A 17,053-nucleotide genomic window follows, 5' to 3' on the forward strand; every position below is an offset into this window, starting at 1 on the left:
AGAAATTCACCTGCGCGCTCGGCCGTGCGGCTTGACGAACGCGTAACACATCCGTTACATATCATGCTGATGGACGCCGTTGCCCAGGCGCTGGCGGATCCGATCCGGCGGGAGATCCTGCGGATGCTGCGCGATCGCACCGCCACGGCGGGCGCCATCGCCGGCGCGTTTCCGGTCAGCCGCCCGGCGGTCAGCCGGCACCTGCGCGTGCTGCGCGAGGCGGGCCTGGTGCGCGACGTCCAGTGCGGTCGCGAGCGCGAGTACCGCCTCGAGCTCGGTGCGCTCGCCGAGCTCGAGGCGTTCCTGCGCGAGTTGCACGCGGCGAGCCCGTGGCACCGCCGGTTCGACGCCCTCGAGACCGAGGTGCACCGCGTCGGCCGGGAGCGGCGCATGGCGACCGCCCCCCCGTCCCGCAACGAAGCGAAACGAAGGAAGGAGACCGCATGAGCCCCCGACCCACAGGCCGCGTCCGGAGCACGGCGACAGGCGCCGATCTCATCATCACGCGCAGCTTTCGCGCCCCCATCGAGGATGTCTGGCAGAGCATCACCGCCTCCGAGAGCACGGCGCGCTGGATCGGCCCGTGGGAGGGCGAAGCGGGGCCCGGCAAGACGGTGCGCCTTCAGATGGCGTTCGAGCAGGGGGCACCGTGGTGCGATATGTCGATCGATACATGCGAGCCGCCGCATCGCCTCGCGCTCTCGGCCAAGGACGATCACGGCGAGTGGCGGCTCGAGCTGTCGCTCGCGGCGAAGGGTGAGATCACCGAGCTCACCTTCATCCAGCGCCTCGCCGATCCAGCGCTCGCCGGCGATGTCGGGCCGGGCTGGGAGTATTACCTCGACATGCTCGTCGCCTCCAGGCTCGGCAAGCCGCTGCCCAGCTTCGCCGACTACTATCCGGCGCAGCGCGACTATTACCTCGGCGACGCGCGCACGCCCCGCTGAGGTCGCCAATCGATGGGCTCGCCGGCAGTGATCCTCTTCGTTGGCCTGCCGGCATCGGGCAAGACCACGTTCTTCCGGACCCACTTCTCCGGGACGCACGTGCATGTCAGCAAGGACAATTTTCCCAACGCGAAGAAGCGCGACGTGCGCCAGGCCCGCCTGGTGACCGAGGCCCTCTCGCGAGGGCTCTCTGTCGTCGTCGACAACACCAACCCTTCCCCGGCCGAACGGGCGCCCCTCATCACCATCGCCCGCGCCCATGGAGCGCGCGTCGTCGGGTATTATTTCTCGTCGCGCGTGGCAGACTCGATCGCCCGCAACGCGCTGCGCGAGGGGCGGGCGCGCGTCCCCGACGTGGGGGTGCTGGACGTGGCGAAGAGGCTTCGACGCCCGCATCCGAGCGAAGGCTTCGACGAGCTCTACGACGTGACGATGACGAACGATGGGTTCACGCAGGAGGTCTGGCAGGAGCAGTCGAATGAAGAGTGACGAGATGGATGCGAAGATGCGACTGGGCGAGTGCTTTCACGAGCTGCGCGCGCTGCAGGGCGCGTACATCGTCATTCGGGTGGACGGCCGATCGTTTTCGCGGCTGACGGAGCGCACCTGCGAGAAACCATTCGACACGGGGTTCCATCACAAGATGACGGACGCCGCGAAGGCCGTGCTCACCTCTCTCCACGGCTCTTACGCCCATACGCAAAGCGACGAGATCTCCATCCTGCTCCCCCACGAGACCAACGTCTTCGATCGCCAGGTAGAGAAGCTGGTCTCCATCGCCGCCAGCTCTGCCACCGCCAGCCTCTCGCTCTCGCTCAGCGCGCCGGTGGAGTTCGACGCACGCCTGTGGCTCGGCGCCCGGCGCGGAGACGTGGTCGACTACTTTCGCTGGCGGCAGGCGGACGCGACGCGATCCGCTCTCAACAACTGGTGCTATTGGACCCTTCGAAAGGAGGGCAAGAGCGTCAAGGAAGCCACCCATGCGATGCTCGGCCTCTCCGTCGCTGGAAAGAACGAGCTGCTCTTCTCTCGTGGGATCAACTTCAACGACGTGCCCGCGTGGCAGCGCCGGGGGTCGGGCGTTTATTGGGAGACGATAGCCAAGGTAGGGAAGAACCCCAGGACCGGCGAGAGCGTCCCGGCCACCCGTCGCAGGCTTCGCGTCGACGACGATCTGCCCATGAAAGAGGCTTACGGGAAGTTCGTGCGGCAATTCCTCAAGGAGCAGGCCGAAGCATGACGAGCGCCCGCCCGCGCGTCGCCACCTGAGGGGCTGGACGAACAGGCCACCATGGGCTCCCGGGCGCGGTCGCTCCGGCAGCGCGCCCGGGATTGGTGCGCCCTCGCCAGGCGCTGGCGCGGCGAGCTCTCGTGGTCGCGCCGGGCTGTGCATTCGCGGCGGCCCGAGGTAGGCTCGCGGCATGAAGATCATCCTTCCGGGCGGCAGCGGACAGGTAGGTCAGATCCTTGCGCGCGCCTTCGCGGCCGACGGACATGAGGTGATCGTCCTTTGCCGCAGCGCGAGCGTGCCCGCGGGGCGGGTCGTGCCGTGGGATGGACGCACGCTCGGCCCCTGGGCGAGCGAGCTCGACGGCGCCGACGTGGTGTTCAACCTCGCCGGCCGGAGCGTGAACTGCCGTTACACGGACGAGAACCTCCTCGCGATGAGGAGCTCTCGTGTGGACTCGACGCGCGCCGTCGGCGAGGCGATCGCCGCCGCGGCGCGACCGCCGCGCGTATGGCTGCAGATGAGCACGGCCACGATCTACGCGCACCGCCACGACTCGCCCAACGACGAGGCGACCGGGCTCCTGGGCGGCGACGAGCCGGACGTCCCCTCGTATTGGCGCAACAGCGTCGAGATCGCCCGAGCGTGGGAGCAGGCGCTGGACGAGGCCAGGACGCCGCGCACGCGCAAGATCGCGATCCGCGCTTCCATGGTGATGAGCCCTGATCGCGGCGGCATCTTCGACGTGCTGCTCGGGCTCACCCGGCGGGGCCTTGGCGGTCCGGCCGGCGGAGGGCAGCAGTTCGTGTCGTGGATCCACGATCGCGACTTCGTGCGAGCGACGAGGTTCTTGATCGAGCGGGACGACATCTCCGGGCCGGTCAACCTCGCCTCGCCGGGGCCGCTCCCCTACGGCGATTTCATGCGCGCGCTGCGCGAGGCCTGGGGTATCGGCTTCGGCTTGCCTGCGACGAAATGGATGCTAGAGGTCGGCGCGCTCGTGATGCGCACGGACACCGAGCTCGTGCTGAAGAGCCGGCGCGTCGTCCCCGGACGCCTGCGCGAGGCCGGCTTCACGTTCGCCTTCACCGAGTGGTCGGCGGCGGCGCGCGACCTCGTGGCGCGATGGCGCGCCGAGAGCTGAGGAGGTGAACAGCTCGACGCCCGTGAGGCGTCAGCATTCCATCGTCGCCTAGAGGAGGTCTTCCTCCATCGCGAAGGGTCTTTCGTCCGCAGACTACCTCAGCTCGTAGACGTCGACCGTGTCCACCATCACATGGGGCACGAGGACGCGTCCACGCTTCGTGTCGTAACCGATGTCCGCGGGCGTCTTCTGCTCGGGAATCGCGACCTCGAAGGTTCCGCCGAGCTTCCCACGAAGCACCGCCGACGCGTCGTGGCTGGTCACGAGGAGCGAGTCCCCGAGGGAGATCAGGCCGTCGAGGCGGCCGCCGGGCGCCGTGGTGGTCACGTCCTGCCTGGCGCCCTTCTCGTCGAGGCGGAAGACCTCGGGAGCGCCGCTCGAGCAGACCACGAGCCCCTTGTCGGACCATGCGAGGCCGTTCGGCATGTGCAGGTCGGTTGTCTTCACCAGCGCCTTGGCCTTGCCCTTCTCGATGACGTACATGGCGTCGCTCGACGTGGCCTCGAGGTTGCCGGTCGCGCCGATCGTGAAGCCGGAGTCGGACACGTAGACCTTGCCGTCCGGAGCCGCCGCGACGTCGTTCAGCAACGTCGTACCGGGGATGGCGATCTCCCCCTTCGGCGCCCCGGTCTTGAGGTCGAACATCCGGACGGTCGTGAGGTCGGCGACGTAGAGCACGCCCTTCGCGATCGCCGATCCTGTCGGCGCGTCGAGCTTGACCTTGGCCTTGCCGCCCTCGATCCACTTCAGGTTCGTCACCTGACCGTCGGGCGAGAGGACGGAGATGAAGCCGTTGTTGTCCTTGTCGTCCGGATTGCCGTTGATGTTCGAAACGAGGTATCGGTCGTTGTCCGCGTCGTAGAGCACGCTCTCCGGCTTGGCGAAGCCGGTGTACCTGGCGACTGGGCTCGGCGCGGGGAGCCTGGGCGGCTCGGGCGCCGCCGTGGACGCCGCGGGGGCAGCCGGAGCCGCAGGCGGGGGCTCGACGCTGTTCGTCGCGATGGGCGCGGCGGAAGCCGAAGCCGCCGGTGCCAGCGCGGGCGGCGGGGTCTCCCCTCCGCAGGAAAACATCGCGACCGCAGCGGCGATGGACACGAAAATGTCGCGGGATCGTGCCACGAGAAGACCTCCGGGCGGCGAATCTACCACAATGCCGAGAGCTCTGGTTCTGGAGCCGGAGGTCGAACGCAAGCTGGCCGCCGCGTGGCCTTCCGAGGAGGACCGTGCTGCGGCGCGCGCCGCGCTCAGCCGCTACAGCGAGACGGTCAGACGTCGGGTACGAAAGCGGCGATCCGCTCAAAGAACCAGTACATCGCCAGCGTGCCCATCGCGTAGTAACCGGCGGTCGCGAGGCGGACGCCCGACGCGCGCCCGAGCCTACGCAACGCCGCGCGGAGCGCCAACAAGCCTGCGATGAACACCAGCTGCCCGATCTCCACGCCGACGTTGAAGCAGAGCAGCGCGATCGGGCGATCCGCGTTGGTGAGCTGCAGCTCAGCGAGCGCATTGGCGAAACCAAAGCCGTGCAAGAGGCCGAACGAGAACGCCACGAACCAGGGCCGCTTTCGCGTCAAGCTCGGCCGCTTCGTGCGTGCCTCGCCAGCTATCTCCACGGCGACGAATGCGATGCTGAGCGCGATGACGGCTTCGACGGGGGCGGCAGGCAGGCCGTGCAGCCCGAAGGTCGCCGCTCCCAGCGTCAAGCTATGCGCGACCGTGAACGCCGTGACGGTCTTGATCAGCACGCGCCACGAGTCGAGCAGCCAGAGCAGCCCTACCACGAACAGCAAGTGATCCAGGCCGAGCCAGATGTGCGTAATCCCGATCCAGATGAAATTGGACACCCCGCGCAACGCCCTGGTATCGAGCCTGGACTCTGACACTCGGACGTGCGGCTGCGCGGCAGTCAGGCTCAGTATCTGTTCACCGCCATCTACCCGCCGGATCTTGATCATGCCGGAGGTAGAGAGATCGCCCAAGCCGTCGAACCCGACGCGACCTGACAGCCCGCGCGCGCCGCAATCGAGGCGCGGCGCCTCGAACCGGCAGTGCTCAGGGAACACGGGCTTGAGCAAGTCGTACGCCGCGCTGACGTCCTGGATGCCCTGCGTGCGCTCCCAGCTGGCGATGAACTCGCCCGGGGAGCGCTCGTCGAGCGCCAGCACGCTCAGCGAGAGCGTGTGGGCGTGCGCGGCCCCTGCGCACAGGGAACACAGGGTGATCCACAGCACCGCCGCCGCACGCAGCCACTTCCCGCTCGTCATGGCCGCTCCGCGATCTGGACGCGCCACTGCGATGTGATGCGGCTGAGCTCCGCTTGAAACGCGCGTGCAGTCCGATCCTTGCGATAGTCCGCGCTCACCTGCTCGCGGATGGTCTCGAACGAGGGCTCCGACGCCGCGGTGCGCTCAGCGACGCGCACGATGTGAACTCCGCGACTGGACCGCAGCTCTCGCCAGCTGCCGCTCGGCAGAATCCAGAGCTCGTGTGCGAGCTCGGGGCCGTACAATGAGGCCAGCTGAGCTTCGGAGCGTTGCGAATAGTCGGTCGGAATGGGCAGCCCCGGCCCGTCGGCCGGCTCTTGTCGTTCCAACAACGACAAGAGCCGCCGCGCGTCGCCGTCGGCGTCCGGCCCGCTGCGAATCAGGTACTCGCGATAGCTGATGGTCTCAGGGACGGCGTAGTCCGAGAGATGCGCTTCATGGTAGGTTTGTAGCTCGATGTCCGTGGGCGGCTTTTGGCTGAGCTCGGCTTGCAGCATGCCGCGCACGCGGGCGATGACCTGCGCACGCAGCATCGGGTCCGTGTGCACGAGGGACAGGCGCAGGCCCTCGCGAAACAGCGCTTCATCTTCGACGTAGCGTCGGATCAGCTGCTCGCGCTCCGTGTCGTTCGGGGCCCTGCCCTGGCGTTGCTCGAACAGCTTGACGAGCTCTCGCTGCTTGGACGCCGACACGTCGAGCGTGGGCACGTCGGACACGCGGGTCACCAGGAGATGTCCGGCGAACACGAGCGCCCCGAGCAGCGTGAAGTGAACGAAGGGCTCGGAAGCGATGCGCCGCGACAAAGCGATGAGGGTCTTGGCATCTTTGGCCGTGCGGCCCGATGCCCCCTCGAACGCGGTCGGGTCGGCGGCTCTAGGGGCGGCGGTTCGAGTCATGGCTCTCGAGAGTGCAGCGTATCCGGCTCACGGACTGGCGAGCCCGGCGGAGGCTACCCGTGCTCCGTGGCGTCTCTGTTTCACCAGCGCGACGGCGTCGCGACTTGACGGCGGACGACGAGACCTCGCCGCGCAGCGTATGCCGAGCGGCAACGAGAGGTAACTGGAGCCGCACGGAGTTGCAACCTGCACCGCATACAAGTGCGGCAGCGAACAGAGCCAGGCTCGTCCGTCTTGGCCAGGGGAGCACCCGTACATGACAAAAACCTACCGTTTGATGCTCACTGTAGCCGCCTTCGCGTTGTGGTGTGTAGCGACACGCTCCGCGAGCGCGCAAGCCGCCTTTTCGGTCGTGTTGATCCCCGACACCCAAAACTACAGCGAGTTCTCCTCGTACGAAGTCTACGAACACCAGATGCAGTGGCTCGTCGACAACCGCGCCGCGCGCAACATCAAGTTCGCGGTGCACCTCGGCGACATCACCAATCACGACACCGCAATCGAGTACGACGTGGCGAGCGCCGCGCACACGCTGCTGGACAACGCCGGCGTGCCGTACAGCATGACGATCGGCAACCATGACATCTACCCGAGCAACCAAGCCTACAAGCGCGACTCGCTGTATGCGGATTACTTCGGTCGGCCGCGCTACGAGGGCGAGCCGTTCTACGGCGGTGCTTACGACGCATCGAACATCAACAACTACACGTACTTCGAGGCCGGCGGGCTCAAGTTCATGGTGGTGAGCCTCGAGTTCGCGCCGCGCAAGGACGTCGTGACGTGGGCGAATCAGGTCATCGCGAACCACCCGGACCGCCGCGTCATCGTGGCCACGCACTGCCACATGAACAACAACGCTGAGCACGCGAGCGGCTGCGCCGACAGCTACAACCTCGAGGGACGCGACGGCGTGGACCTCTGGGAAGAGCTGATCCAGCGCCACAGCAACGTGTTCATGTCCGTGAGCGGACACATCCAGGGGGTGTCGTATCGCCGCCGCACCGGCAACAACGGCAACATCGTGCACGAGATCCTGAACGACTTTCAGAGTGAGCCGGTCCTGGGCAACGGCCATGCGCTGGGCAACGGCTGGCTGCGCGTCCTCACGTTCGAGCCGGCGCAGAATCAGATCACGGTGGAGACGCTGAGCGTCGAGGACGGGAACTGCGCGATTTTCGCGAACTGCCAGGCGACGCTGTACCTGAACTACAACCAGGCGCAGAGCCCGACTGCGACCAAGCACAACCAACAGAACTACGCCATCAGCTACGACATGCAGGCTGCGTTGCCCGCGTACGCTTACACAGCCAACGATATCTTGTTCAAGGATCGCATGGCCAACGTGCAGCTGACGGGCAAGCACTTCGATCCCAAGATTGCGACGGCGCCGAACGGCAACTTCGTGGTGGTCTGGGAAGATGACCACGATGACAACGGCGTCGGTCAGATCTACGCGCGCGGCTTCGACCCGGACGGCAACGCGCGGTTCTCGCAGATCGCCGTGAACAGCGTGGATTCAGGCCAACAGAGGCACCCGAACGTCGCCATCGACGACTCGGGGAGATTCGTGGTGGTGTGGGAAGACGATCAGGACGGGAACGGCGCCTATCAGATCCTGGCGCGCGGCTTCAATGCCAATGGCAGTGAGCGCTTCCACGATCTTACGGTGAACACCGTGTCGGGCGGTCAGCAGTCGAGGCCCGCGGTGGCCTGCGACGGAAGCGGCAATTTCGTCGTCGCCTGGGAAGACGATCAGGACGGGAACGGGTACTATCAGATCTTGGCGCGCGGCTTCACTGCGGCCGGCGTTCAGCGCATCGCGACCTTCACCGTCAACAGCGTCGCCGCGGGTGAGCAGTTCAATCCGGCCATCGCCATGGATGCGGATGGTGACTTCGTCGTCGCTTGGGAAGACGACCAGGACGACGACGCCAACTTCCAGATCTATCATCGAGGTTTCACCGCCACGGGCGGCAACCGCTTCGCGCAGAGAGCGGTCAATACGAACACGGCGGGGCAGCACACCATGCCGTCGATCGGCATGGCGAATGACGGGAACTTCGTGGTGGCCTGGGAGGACGATCAGGACGACAACGGCTACTACCAGATCTATGCACGCGGGTTCACGATCACCGGCGCGGAGCGGTTCGGGGTGATGGCCGTGAACAGCGTGGCCGATGGTCAACAGCTTGCGCCTAGCGTGGGGATGCGCGGCGACGGTGCTTTTGCGGTGGCTTGGCAGGACGACCAGGACGACAACGGCGTGTATCAGATCCTGGGGCGCGATTTCACCGCCGGCGGCGCGCAGCATCGGGCGGATTTCACCGTCAACAGCGACTCGAGCGGCCAGCAACGGTTGCCTGTAACTGCCATGGATGATCAGGGCCGCTTCGTGGTGGCTTGGGAGGACGACATGGACGGGAATGAGAAGGCGCTCATCCTCGTTCGCAATTTCAATTATTGAACTTTGACGCAGCGGCCTGGCAATGCGGGGCCCCGACGACTTCACCGCCTTGCAGCGCGCGTCGCCGGGCCGCGAACAGGCGCGCCGCTATCGCGCCGATCTCGATGCTTGCTCCCACCAGCTCGCAGAAAGCCCTAGCCTAGCCGCATCTGTCTGGAGAGCGCGTTCCCCGGACGCACCCCCTGCCCTTCAGAACGACGCATCCAGCTGGAACCGGCCGACGTGGCGCGCGTCCGAGCCTTCCTTGCCGAAGATGTAGAAATAATCGCCCTGGATCTTCAGCGCATATCCGTTCAGATACACATTGAGCCCGCCGCCGACCTGCTTGCCCTGCGCGTCGACGAGATCGACGAGCTTCGGATCGGTGCCGCGCTCCGCGAAGATCTGGTCCCAGCGCGCGGCGACCTCGACCCGGTCGGTCAGCAGGTAGCCCGCCTGGGCGAAGTAGCCGTAACCCGACCGGGTCCACTCCCGCACGGCCGCGCCGTCGACCTCGCCCTCGAAGGAGTCCCGCTTCGCGTGGCGCACGACGGCCTCGGCCGAGAGCGAGAAGCCGGCATATTTGAAGATGAGATCGGCCGCGCCGTGCAGGTAGTCGGCCGCCCCGAGCGTGAGCGTCGTGCCAAAGGTGCTGTTCTGGCGGTTGGTCTGATGGTTGTAGGCGCCCGTGACGCCCACCGCGAGCCGGGGCTTCGCCTCGCGAGGGAGATCGCCGTCCTGGTCGTCGTCGAACGCGCCGAACGGGCGGACGGCGAGCCGCGCCACCGCGAGCGGACCGTGCTTCTGGCCGCCGAAGCGATTGCGCCCCTCGCCGCCACCGACGAAGAGGTTGTACGACAGCTTGCCTCCGAGGCCGAAGAGATCGGGCGACGAGAACATCAGGCCGACGTCGCGATCGAGGTTGAACTCGCGGACGGCGATCGGGCGATCGGTCTGCTGGAGGGAGACCTCGCGCAGGGTCCGCGCCCGGTTGAACGGGGTCAGGAACTGGCCAACACGCACGTTGAGATCGCGGATCCCTGTGTACTCGACGAAGGCGTCGAAGATGGGAGAAGGGCTGTCCTTCTCGAAGTCGTTGCCGCCGAAGGCGAGCTGCACGTTGTACTTGAGATCGGGCGAGAGGACATGCCCGCTCGTCGTGAGGCGCACCGTCCTCACGTTGATCTCGTGCGTGTCGTCCTCTGCCGTGTGCGTGATGGTCTCGCGGACCTGCACGCGGGCCCGGATCGTGGACGAGAAGCTGTCGTCCGCCGTCTTGACGGTGAAGCCCTTTCCAGCAGCCGCCGTCACCTTGACGCCGCTTCCCTTGTCCTTCGCCGCGCTGGCCCGCTCCTCGGCGGCGGCCTTGCGCTCGGCCTCGAGGCGCTCGATCAGCGCGCGCTGCTGCTGCTCGAGCTCCGCGACCCGGCGGTTCAGCGGCTCGACGCCGGCCGCCGCCCCGGTCTCCTGCGGCGCCGGGGCCGGAAGCGGCGCCGGGACCGGAAGCGGCGCCGGGGCCTGGGGCGGCGCCGCGGGCTGCTGAGCGGACGCCTGGGAGGGGAGCGCGGCGGCGACGAGCGAGAGCGCCGCTGCCGCGCGGACCGTGTGCGACTTCTTTCCGTTGATCGATTTCAAGCGCGTTGTTCCTCGGATCAAACCAGCTGCTGACGACGCACGGCGCACGACGCGCGGCGCGCACGGCCGGCACCAGCCGCCGGCGCGAACGCGCACCGCGCCCTCGCAGGCGGCGGACCATCGCTCCCCGGCCTGCGCTCCGCGTCCCACGCACGACGCGCAGGCGAGAGGCCGCCGTCAGGAGCACCCGGCTGGGCAGCAGCGACGCCAGCAGGGAACCACCGAATGTGTCATCCAATATAACGGACGAAGATCTCTGTCAAGAGATGGATCGTGCCCACAAGAATCCCTGAATGCGGGCTCACTCACCATCCAACGGGCCTTGGAACATCCGCCATATCGGACACCCGGAGCGGGCAGCGCCTCCGGATCGGCGAGGGCGCCGGATCGCGCGAAAGGGTTCCAACCGACCGCGAGGCAACTAAGATGGCCCCGACGCACGCACGAGGCGCTCCGATCGGGGCCCCGCCGCGGTGCGTAGGGATCTCATGAGCCAGAACCCGGACCGCAGCGATCCGCTCAACATCGCCGGCAGCCTGATCGCCGACAAGTACAGGATCGATCACGCCGTGGGAGAAGGCGGCTTCAGCGTCGTCTACAGGGCCGAGCACGTCATCTGGAAGCAGCCCGTCGCCGTCAAGTGCTTCACCCTCCTCGGGGGCGCGCCGGCCGAGCAGCGGGAGCAGCTGCTCCAGGCGTTCATCCAGGAGGGCAAGCTCATGACCGAGCTGTCCAGCCGCTCGGCCGCGATCGTCCAGGCCCGCGACATCGGCACGTTCAACGCGCCGGACGGGCAGTGGCTGCCCTACATGGTCCTCGAGTGGCTCGACGGCAGGCCGCTCGATCGGGCCCTCTTCGACGAGACGAGCGAGGGCGCGCCGCCGCGCGACCTGCGCGCGACGATGGAGCTGCTCGAGTCGGCCGCGATCGCGCTCGATCTCGTGCACTCGCGGAACATCGCGCACCGCGACATCAAGCCGGCGAACCTGTTCGTCATCGGCCAGCCGCGCGACGCCTCGACGTTCGTGAAGGTGCTCGATTTCGGCATCGCCAAGGTGATGGCCGATCACGCGGCGGCCGCGACGGCGCTCGCCCACACGGGCAAGGACATCACCGCGTTCACGCCGAGCTACGGCGCCCCCGAGCAGTTCAGCCGCACCCACGGCGCGACCGGGCCCTGGACCGACGTCTTCGCGATGGCGCTCATCATGATCGAGGTGATGCTCGGCGGAGCGCCGGCGCTGCAAGGCGACGACTACCTCCAGCTCGCGGTCGCGAGCCGCGATCCGTCGCGCCGGCCGACCCCGCGGACGCTCGGCCTCACGGTCAGCGACGAGGTCGAGGCGGTCTTCGCGAAGGCGCTCGCCGTCGCGCCGGCGGACCGCTTCCCCACCATGGGCCGCTTCTGGTCGGCGCTGCACCGGGCGGTCTTCCCCGAGGCCCCGGCCTGGGCGCTCTCCACGGGCGGCAGCTCGCTCGCGCCCCCGTCCGGCGCGCCGTCGCCCCGCGCGTCCGCGCCGCGGCTCCCGTCCTCGCCGCGGATCTCGCTGCAGGCGCAGACCGCGCCGACGATGGCGGCGCCCTCCACGGCCCCGGGGCCGCTGCCCGCGCTGACGTCGCAGCCGGTCGCCGTGGCCGGATCGAGCGCCGCGAGCGACGCGGCGGCGCCGAGGTCGAAGGGCCCGCTGCTCTTCGGCGGCGTCGCGCTCGCGCTCGCGGCCGGCGGCGCGATCACCTGGAGCCTGCTGCGCGGCGCGCCGCCTGCGGAAGACGCGTCGCGGAGCGCGCCGGTCGCCACCGCGTCCGCCACCGCGGCGGCGCCGACGGCGAGCGCCACGGCCGCGGCGGCCGCGCTCCCCGAGCGGCGGACCGAGTGCCCTGCAGGCATGGTGCTCGTCCCGGGCGGCAAGTTCTTCATGGGCTCCGACGAGCCGGAGTTCAAGCTGTGGCAGCCCGCGCACAAGGTGACGATCGACACGTTCTGCATCGACGTCCACGAGGTGACCGCGGGCGACTACAAGGCGTGCTCGGACAAGGGAGAGTGCAAGCGGCCCCCGGCCGCGCCCGACTTCCCGAACGCGAGCGGCGCGCCCGCCGCCGCGCACCAGAAGACGCTGACGGCCCTCGCCGAGCAGTGCACCTTCGGCAAGCCCGAGCTCGCGAAGCACCCGATCAACTGCTTGCCGTGGAGCCTCGCGAACGCCTACTGCGAGGTCCACGGCAAGCGCCTGCCGACCGAGGCGGAGTGGGAGTACGCGGCGCGCGGCTCCGACGGGCGCAAGTTCCCCTGGGGCGACAAGCCCGGCGACCAGACCTTCATGAACGCGTGCGGCACCGAGTGCACGGCGTGGGAGAAGGCGCGCGGGCTCACGCCGAGCGAGCGCATGTACGAGGCCGACGACGGCTTCTCCGGCACGTCGCCGGTCGGCTCGTTCCCGAACGGCAAGACGAGGTTCGGGGCCGACGACGTGGTCGGCAACGTGTGGGAGTGGACCGCGGACTGGTTCGAGACCTACAAGGACGAGGAGCAGGTGAACCCGAAGGGGGCGCCGGCCGGCGATCGCAAGGCGATCCGGGGCGGCGCCTACAACGGCGGCTTCGCGCTCTGGCTCAACCCGGCGTTCCGCTACCACCAGCTCGCGACGGCGAGCGCGCCGGGCATCGGCTTCCGCTGCGCCGCGCGCCTGTAGCCGTGCCGGTCCCCACGTCGCAGCTCGCGAACCCCTCCATCGCCGGCCCGCTCGGCACGCTGGCGTTCTCGCAGGTGCGCCCGCTGAGCTCGTCGCTCGCGCTGCGCGCGATCCGGTGGCACCAGAGCCTGGAGCGGCTCGGGGTGGTCCTGCCCTTCGCGCTGGTGCACGACGCGGGCCTGCTCTTCTCGACGCCACGCGAGCAGCTGGAGCTCGGCCCGCGCTGCGACCCGAGGGAGCTCGCGGGCCGGCTCCGGGACGCGGAGCGCATCGTGGAGGGGTACCGGGCGGTGCTCCGGGAGCTCGCCGAGAGCGAGGCCGCGCGATGCGCGGCGCAGCTCCGGATGAGCGACGACCTGGTCACGGTCGTGCTGTCGCGCCTCTTCGGCGCGGTCGCGGCGCGGACCCACACGCCGCCGGCCTACCGCGCGATGCTGCCCGCGGACGCGGCGCTCTTCGAGAGGATCGAGCCGCAGCTCCGCGGGCTGTTCCTGTCGGCGCGGCGCGAGTTCGAGCAGCGGGCGCTGGAGGCGCTCGACGTCTCCCGGCTGTACGTGCTCACGATGTCGGACGCGCTCGACATCGAGACGCTGCGCCTGTTCGGCATGCTGGGCTCGGAGGCGTCGGCCGGGGCGCTCGCCCAGGTCGATCTGCTCGCTGCGCTCTCGTCGCCGGAGGCGAACGACATCGTGAATTTCTCGCTGGAGATCCTGCCGAGCGTGCTCGAGACGAAGACGCGCCCGGCCGCGGGCACGACGGCGGCGCACGGCTACTCGGGGCTGGGCACGCGCGGCTCGATCGACAGCATGGTGCTGACGGAGCTCGCGTGGGACGACATGGAGCTGGCGCGCCGCATCGCGGACAACGAGGTGCTGTATTTCGCGCGCGAGCAGAGCCGGGACGAGCAGCGGCGCATCCACTACCTGCTCATCGACGCGTCGGCGTCGATGCGCGGCGATCGCCAGACGTTCGCCCGGGGGATGGCGATCGCGACGGGCAAGCGGCTGTTGCTGGAGGGCGAGGACGTGGCGTTCCGCTTCTTCGACGCGCGGCTGTACGAGCTCTACCGGGCGAAGAACGGGCAGCTGCCGACGGCGCACCTCTTGTCGTTCAAGGGGGAGCGGGGCAGGAACCCGGCGCGCGTGTTCGCGGAGCTCGCGACGGATCTCGACCTGACACGGCACCACGACCCGCGCACGCCGGTGGTGCACCTCTTCACGCACGCGGCGCTCTACATCCCGCGGGAGATGGTGCAGGCGGTGCAGAGCCACGCGCACATCTCGGCGGTGTTCATGCTGCCGTCGGGGGGGGAGCTGGACCTCGACTACCTGGATCTGCTGGATGCGCACTGGGTTGTCGACCACGCGACGGTGGCGAGCGGGGCGGCTCGGGCTAGCGCGGCCAAGGCGATCCTTGGAGAGAAAGACCGGCAGGACCGGCCCGAGGAGGGAGGTTCTGCCGCACGGCGCCTGGGGGCCCCGCCGAACTCGCACGTGGCCTGAGCCTTGCCCGCTGGGCAAGGCTCAGGCCACGTGCTCAGACATCGGCCCATCCCCCAGGCGCCGTGCGGCAGAACCTCCCTCCTCGGGCCTACGGGAATTGATGGGGAGATGGGGAGATGGGGAGATGGGGAGATGGGGAGCGGCCCATCCCCCGGGCGCCGTGCGGCGGAACCTCCCTCCTCGGGCCTACGGGGCGGAATCGACGGGCGCTGGGGCGACGCGGCGCGTGGCGGTGAGATGTTATGAGCTACGACCGTGATACGCCGGCTCATTGCCGGGCTTCCACTTGATGTTGCAACCGATGCTCGGGCGCTGGTCCGGGGAGATAGGCGCCGAGGAGAGCACCGCGTCGATGGCGGCGCGGAGATCACGGCCCGTCACGGGGACGTCGTTGCCAGGGCGGCTGTCGTCGAGCTGACCACGATAGACCAGCCGACGATCGGGGCCGAAGAGGTAGAAGTCCGGCGTGCACGCGGCCCGGTAGGCCCTGGCGACCTGCTGCGCCTCGTCGAGGAGGTAAGGGAACGTGTAGCCGACCTCGCGCGCCTCCCTCGCCATCGCCTCGGCGTTGTCCGCTGGATACGCGACGATATCGTTCGAGTTGATGGCCACGATGGCCACGTCGTCAGCACCATAATCGCGCCTCAGCCGGGCGAGCTCGTGGCGGATGTGCTTGACGAACGGACAATGATTGCAGATGAACATCACGAGGAGCGCCCGCTGCCTTTTGAAATCCGACAGCGCGACCTGCTTTCCTGTGAAGTCGGGCAGCCTGAAGTCGGGCGCCGGGGTGCCCAGCTCAAGCATCGTGGACGGGGTGCGTGCCATGACAGGATTCTCCTCTCGCTGTGACGGCGCGCACCCTACCACGCCGCGGCCCTCGCCGCTGAACACCTCCCCCGCCTTCGCGCCCGCGGCGGCCGTCCTCTGGCTCGCGCGGCTCGCGCTCCCCTGCCCTCTCCACCGCCGAGGCACCTCCCTCGAGGTCTGAACGCCTGTCCCAGCAGGGGGCCGAGGCGGCCGCGGGGCGCGGCGATCACCTCGGGAAGTGGCGCTCGATCATCGAGAAGAACGCCGCCCCGCCCGGCTCGCCGCCGATGCTCCAGTACGTCACCCCGCCGAGCCCACCCTGCTCGGCAACGGCGACCTTCTCCTCGAGCGACGCCAGGTCCTCGAAGAAGAGGCGCTCCCCGCTCGAGAGAAGCCGGTTCGGCGATCTCCCCGCCGCGAGCCGCCCGCCCTCGTCGTCCGGGCACCGGCTCATGTGCTCGGTGCTCGTCTCGTAGCCGTCACCCGCAAGATCCAGGCACTTGCTGAGCGGCTCGCACCCCACCACGGCGCCCCCGCTCCCCGGCGCCTCCGGCCCGAGAAGACCGTAGTTCGGCAGCCCGAAGATGAACTTCTCGCGGCGCGCGCCGCCGTCGAGCGACCCGATGTACGAGACGGTCTCCTTCAGCCAACCGAGCGGCGCGACCGGGCCCACGTGCGCTCCGCCGTGCCAGTGGTAATCGTAGCTCATCACGTGCACGTGATCCGCCGAGGCGCTGAGCGCCTCGTAGTCGAATACGCCGTTCGCGGACGCGACCGCCGGCACCGCGAGCGAGAGCTCCTTTCCACGCGCGTGGAGGGCGCGCGCGAGCTCGTCGATGAACGCCGAGAAGGCGGCCCGCTCGGCCCGGACGGTCTCGCCCGGCCCGAGGACGGACGAGAGGTGCTCGTAATCGATGTCGATCCCGTCGTAACCGTTCTCCATCACGAGCGCGACGACGCCCTCCACGTGCCTCGCGCGGAGCACAGGGTCGTGGAGCATGGCGTGCACCGCGACGACATCGGGCCGGTCGATGGCGGCGATGAGGGGGATGAGCCGGGTCCGCGCGCCGCCGGCCGTCGTGCGGTCGAGGACGCGCCGGTCGTGAAAGCCGGCGAACGGCGCCTCCCGGCCGCGCGGGTGGTTCTCGAACGTGGTCGGCGAGGCGACGCGCCACCACTTCGGGTGCACGGCGTCGAACGCCCCGGCGTGGGCCGCGAAGGTGTCATATCCGAGCTCCGTCGACTCGGGATCTCCAAGGAACTCGTGCAGCCACCCGCAGAAGCGGTGATCGCCCGGCGCGCGCGTCGCCTGGCTCGCGCGCTGCGCACCGGGCGCCGCCGACGCGGAAAGCTCGGCGCTCCCCACCTCGTCGAGCGACGGCGCGCGCTCGGCCGCGCCACCGCAAGAGATGGAGAACGCGGCGGAGCAGGCGAGCATCAGAGTCTGGTGAAACAGCTTCATATCGGCCGCGCTCTAGCAGCCCGCCGCCGCAT

The 17,053-nt window shown here is 68.8% G+C and carries 14 protein-coding genes; 8 read left to right on the forward strand and 6 right to left on the reverse strand.

What is annotated here, in order from left to right; translation table 11 throughout:
• Positions 1-69 precede the first annotated feature (69 nt).
• The 5 genes from WMF12_RS31865 to WMF12_RS31885 all read left to right on the forward strand — a co-directional run bounded on the left by WMF12_RS31865 (position 70) and on the right by WMF12_RS31885 (position 3,319).
• Positions 70-447 carry an ArsR/SmtB family transcription factor gene (locus tag WMF12_RS31865; RefSeq protein WP_437740430.1) on the forward strand — a complete coding sequence of 126 codons (378 nt, stop codon included), beginning with the start codon at positions 70-72 and terminating at the stop codon, positions 445-447.
• The gene (locus WMF12_RS31870) at positions 444-947 is read left to right on the forward strand and encodes an SRPBCC family protein (RefSeq protein WP_437851440.1); all 504 of its coding nucleotides are present in this window, start codon (positions 444-446) and stop codon (positions 945-947) included. The genes WMF12_RS31865 and WMF12_RS31870 overlap by 4 nt, the downstream gene beginning before the upstream one ends.
• A 12-nt stretch (positions 948-959) precedes the next feature.
• Complete coding sequence (locus tag WMF12_RS31875; protein WP_437851442.1) at positions 960-1,436, forward strand: AAA family ATPase; 477 nt, start codon at positions 960-962, stop codon at positions 1,434-1,436.
• Positions 1,426-2,187 carry a tRNA(His) guanylyltransferase Thg1 family protein gene (locus WMF12_RS31880; RefSeq protein ID WP_437851444.1) on the forward strand — a complete coding sequence of 254 codons (762 nt, stop codon included), beginning with the start codon at positions 1,426-1,428 and terminating at the stop codon, positions 2,185-2,187. The genes WMF12_RS31875 and WMF12_RS31880 overlap by 11 nt, the downstream gene beginning before the upstream one ends.
• Positions 2,188-2,368: 181 nt before the next feature.
• Entirely contained in the window at positions 2,369-3,319 is a 951-nt protein-coding gene (locus tag WMF12_RS31885) for a DUF1731 domain-containing protein (RefSeq protein WP_437851446.1), read from the forward strand.
• A 93-nt stretch (positions 3,320-3,412) separates the two neighbouring features.
• Here the strand turns inward: WMF12_RS31885 and WMF12_RS31890 are convergent, their stop codons facing one another.
• The 3 genes from WMF12_RS31890 to WMF12_RS31900 form a co-directional block, all read right to left on the reverse strand.
• Positions 3,413-4,438 (reverse strand): SMP-30/gluconolactonase/LRE family protein, encoded by a 1,026-nt coding sequence (locus WMF12_RS31890; protein WP_437851447.1) that lies wholly within the window; start codon positions 4,436-4,438, stop codon positions 3,413-3,415.
• Between the two features lie 146 nt (positions 4,439-4,584).
• A complete protein-coding gene (locus WMF12_RS31895; protein ID WP_437851449.1) occupies positions 4,585-5,583 on the reverse strand; it encodes a HupE/UreJ family protein in 999 nt (332 codons plus the stop codon).
• Complete coding sequence (locus tag WMF12_RS31900; RefSeq protein WP_437851451.1) at positions 5,580-6,479, reverse strand: peptidyl-prolyl cis-trans isomerase; 900 nt, start codon at positions 6,477-6,479, stop codon at positions 5,580-5,582. Before WMF12_RS31900 ends, WMF12_RS31895 begins: the two co-directional genes overlap by 4 nt.
• Positions 6,480-6,735: 256 nt before the next feature.
• On the opposite strand from WMF12_RS31900, the gene WMF12_RS31905 reads away from it, so the two are divergent.
• On the forward strand, positions 6,736-8,943 hold the full coding sequence (locus tag WMF12_RS31905) for a metallophosphoesterase (protein ID WP_437851453.1): 2,208 nt from the start codon (positions 6,736-6,738) through the stop codon (positions 8,941-8,943).
• A 189-nt stretch (positions 8,944-9,132) separates the two neighbouring features.
• Here WMF12_RS31905 and WMF12_RS31910 read toward each other — a convergent pair whose 3' ends face one another.
• Positions 9,133-10,557 carry a porin gene (locus tag WMF12_RS31910; protein ID WP_437851455.1) on the reverse strand — a complete coding sequence of 475 codons (1,425 nt, stop codon included), beginning with the start codon at positions 10,555-10,557 and terminating at the stop codon, positions 9,133-9,135.
• Positions 10,558-11,045: 488 nt separating this feature from the next.
• On the opposite strand from WMF12_RS31910, the gene WMF12_RS31915 reads away from it, so the two are divergent.
• The gene (locus tag WMF12_RS31915) at positions 11,046-13,247 is read left to right on the forward strand and encodes an SUMF1/EgtB/PvdO family nonheme iron enzyme (RefSeq protein ID WP_437851457.1); all 2,202 of its coding nucleotides are present in this window, start codon (positions 11,046-11,048) and stop codon (positions 13,245-13,247) included.
• Between the two features lie 2 nt (positions 13,248-13,249).
• Positions 13,250-14,749, forward strand: a complete 1,500-nt coding sequence (locus tag WMF12_RS31920) for a hypothetical protein (RefSeq protein WP_437851459.1) — start codon at positions 13,250-13,252, stop codon at positions 14,747-14,749.
• A 240-nt stretch (positions 14,750-14,989) separates the two neighbouring features.
• Here the strand turns inward: WMF12_RS31920 and WMF12_RS31925 are convergent, their stop codons facing one another.
• Both WMF12_RS31925 and WMF12_RS31930 read right to left on the reverse strand, forming a co-directional pair.
• Positions 14,990-15,577 (reverse strand): thioredoxin family protein, encoded by a 588-nt coding sequence (locus WMF12_RS31925; protein WP_437851461.1) that lies wholly within the window; start codon positions 15,575-15,577, stop codon positions 14,990-14,992.
• 208 nt (positions 15,578-15,785) lie between these two features.
• On the reverse strand, positions 15,786-17,021 hold the full coding sequence (locus WMF12_RS31930; protein ID WP_437851463.1) for a glycosyl hydrolase family 18 protein: 1,236 nt from the start codon (positions 17,019-17,021) through the stop codon (positions 15,786-15,788).
• Positions 17,022-17,053: the final 32 nt, after the last annotated feature.

The organism is Sorangium sp. So ce363, assembly GCF_051520435.1.
Classification (GTDB): Bacteria; Myxococcota_A; Polyangia; order Polyangiales; family Polyangiaceae; genus Sorangium; species Sorangium cellulosum_B.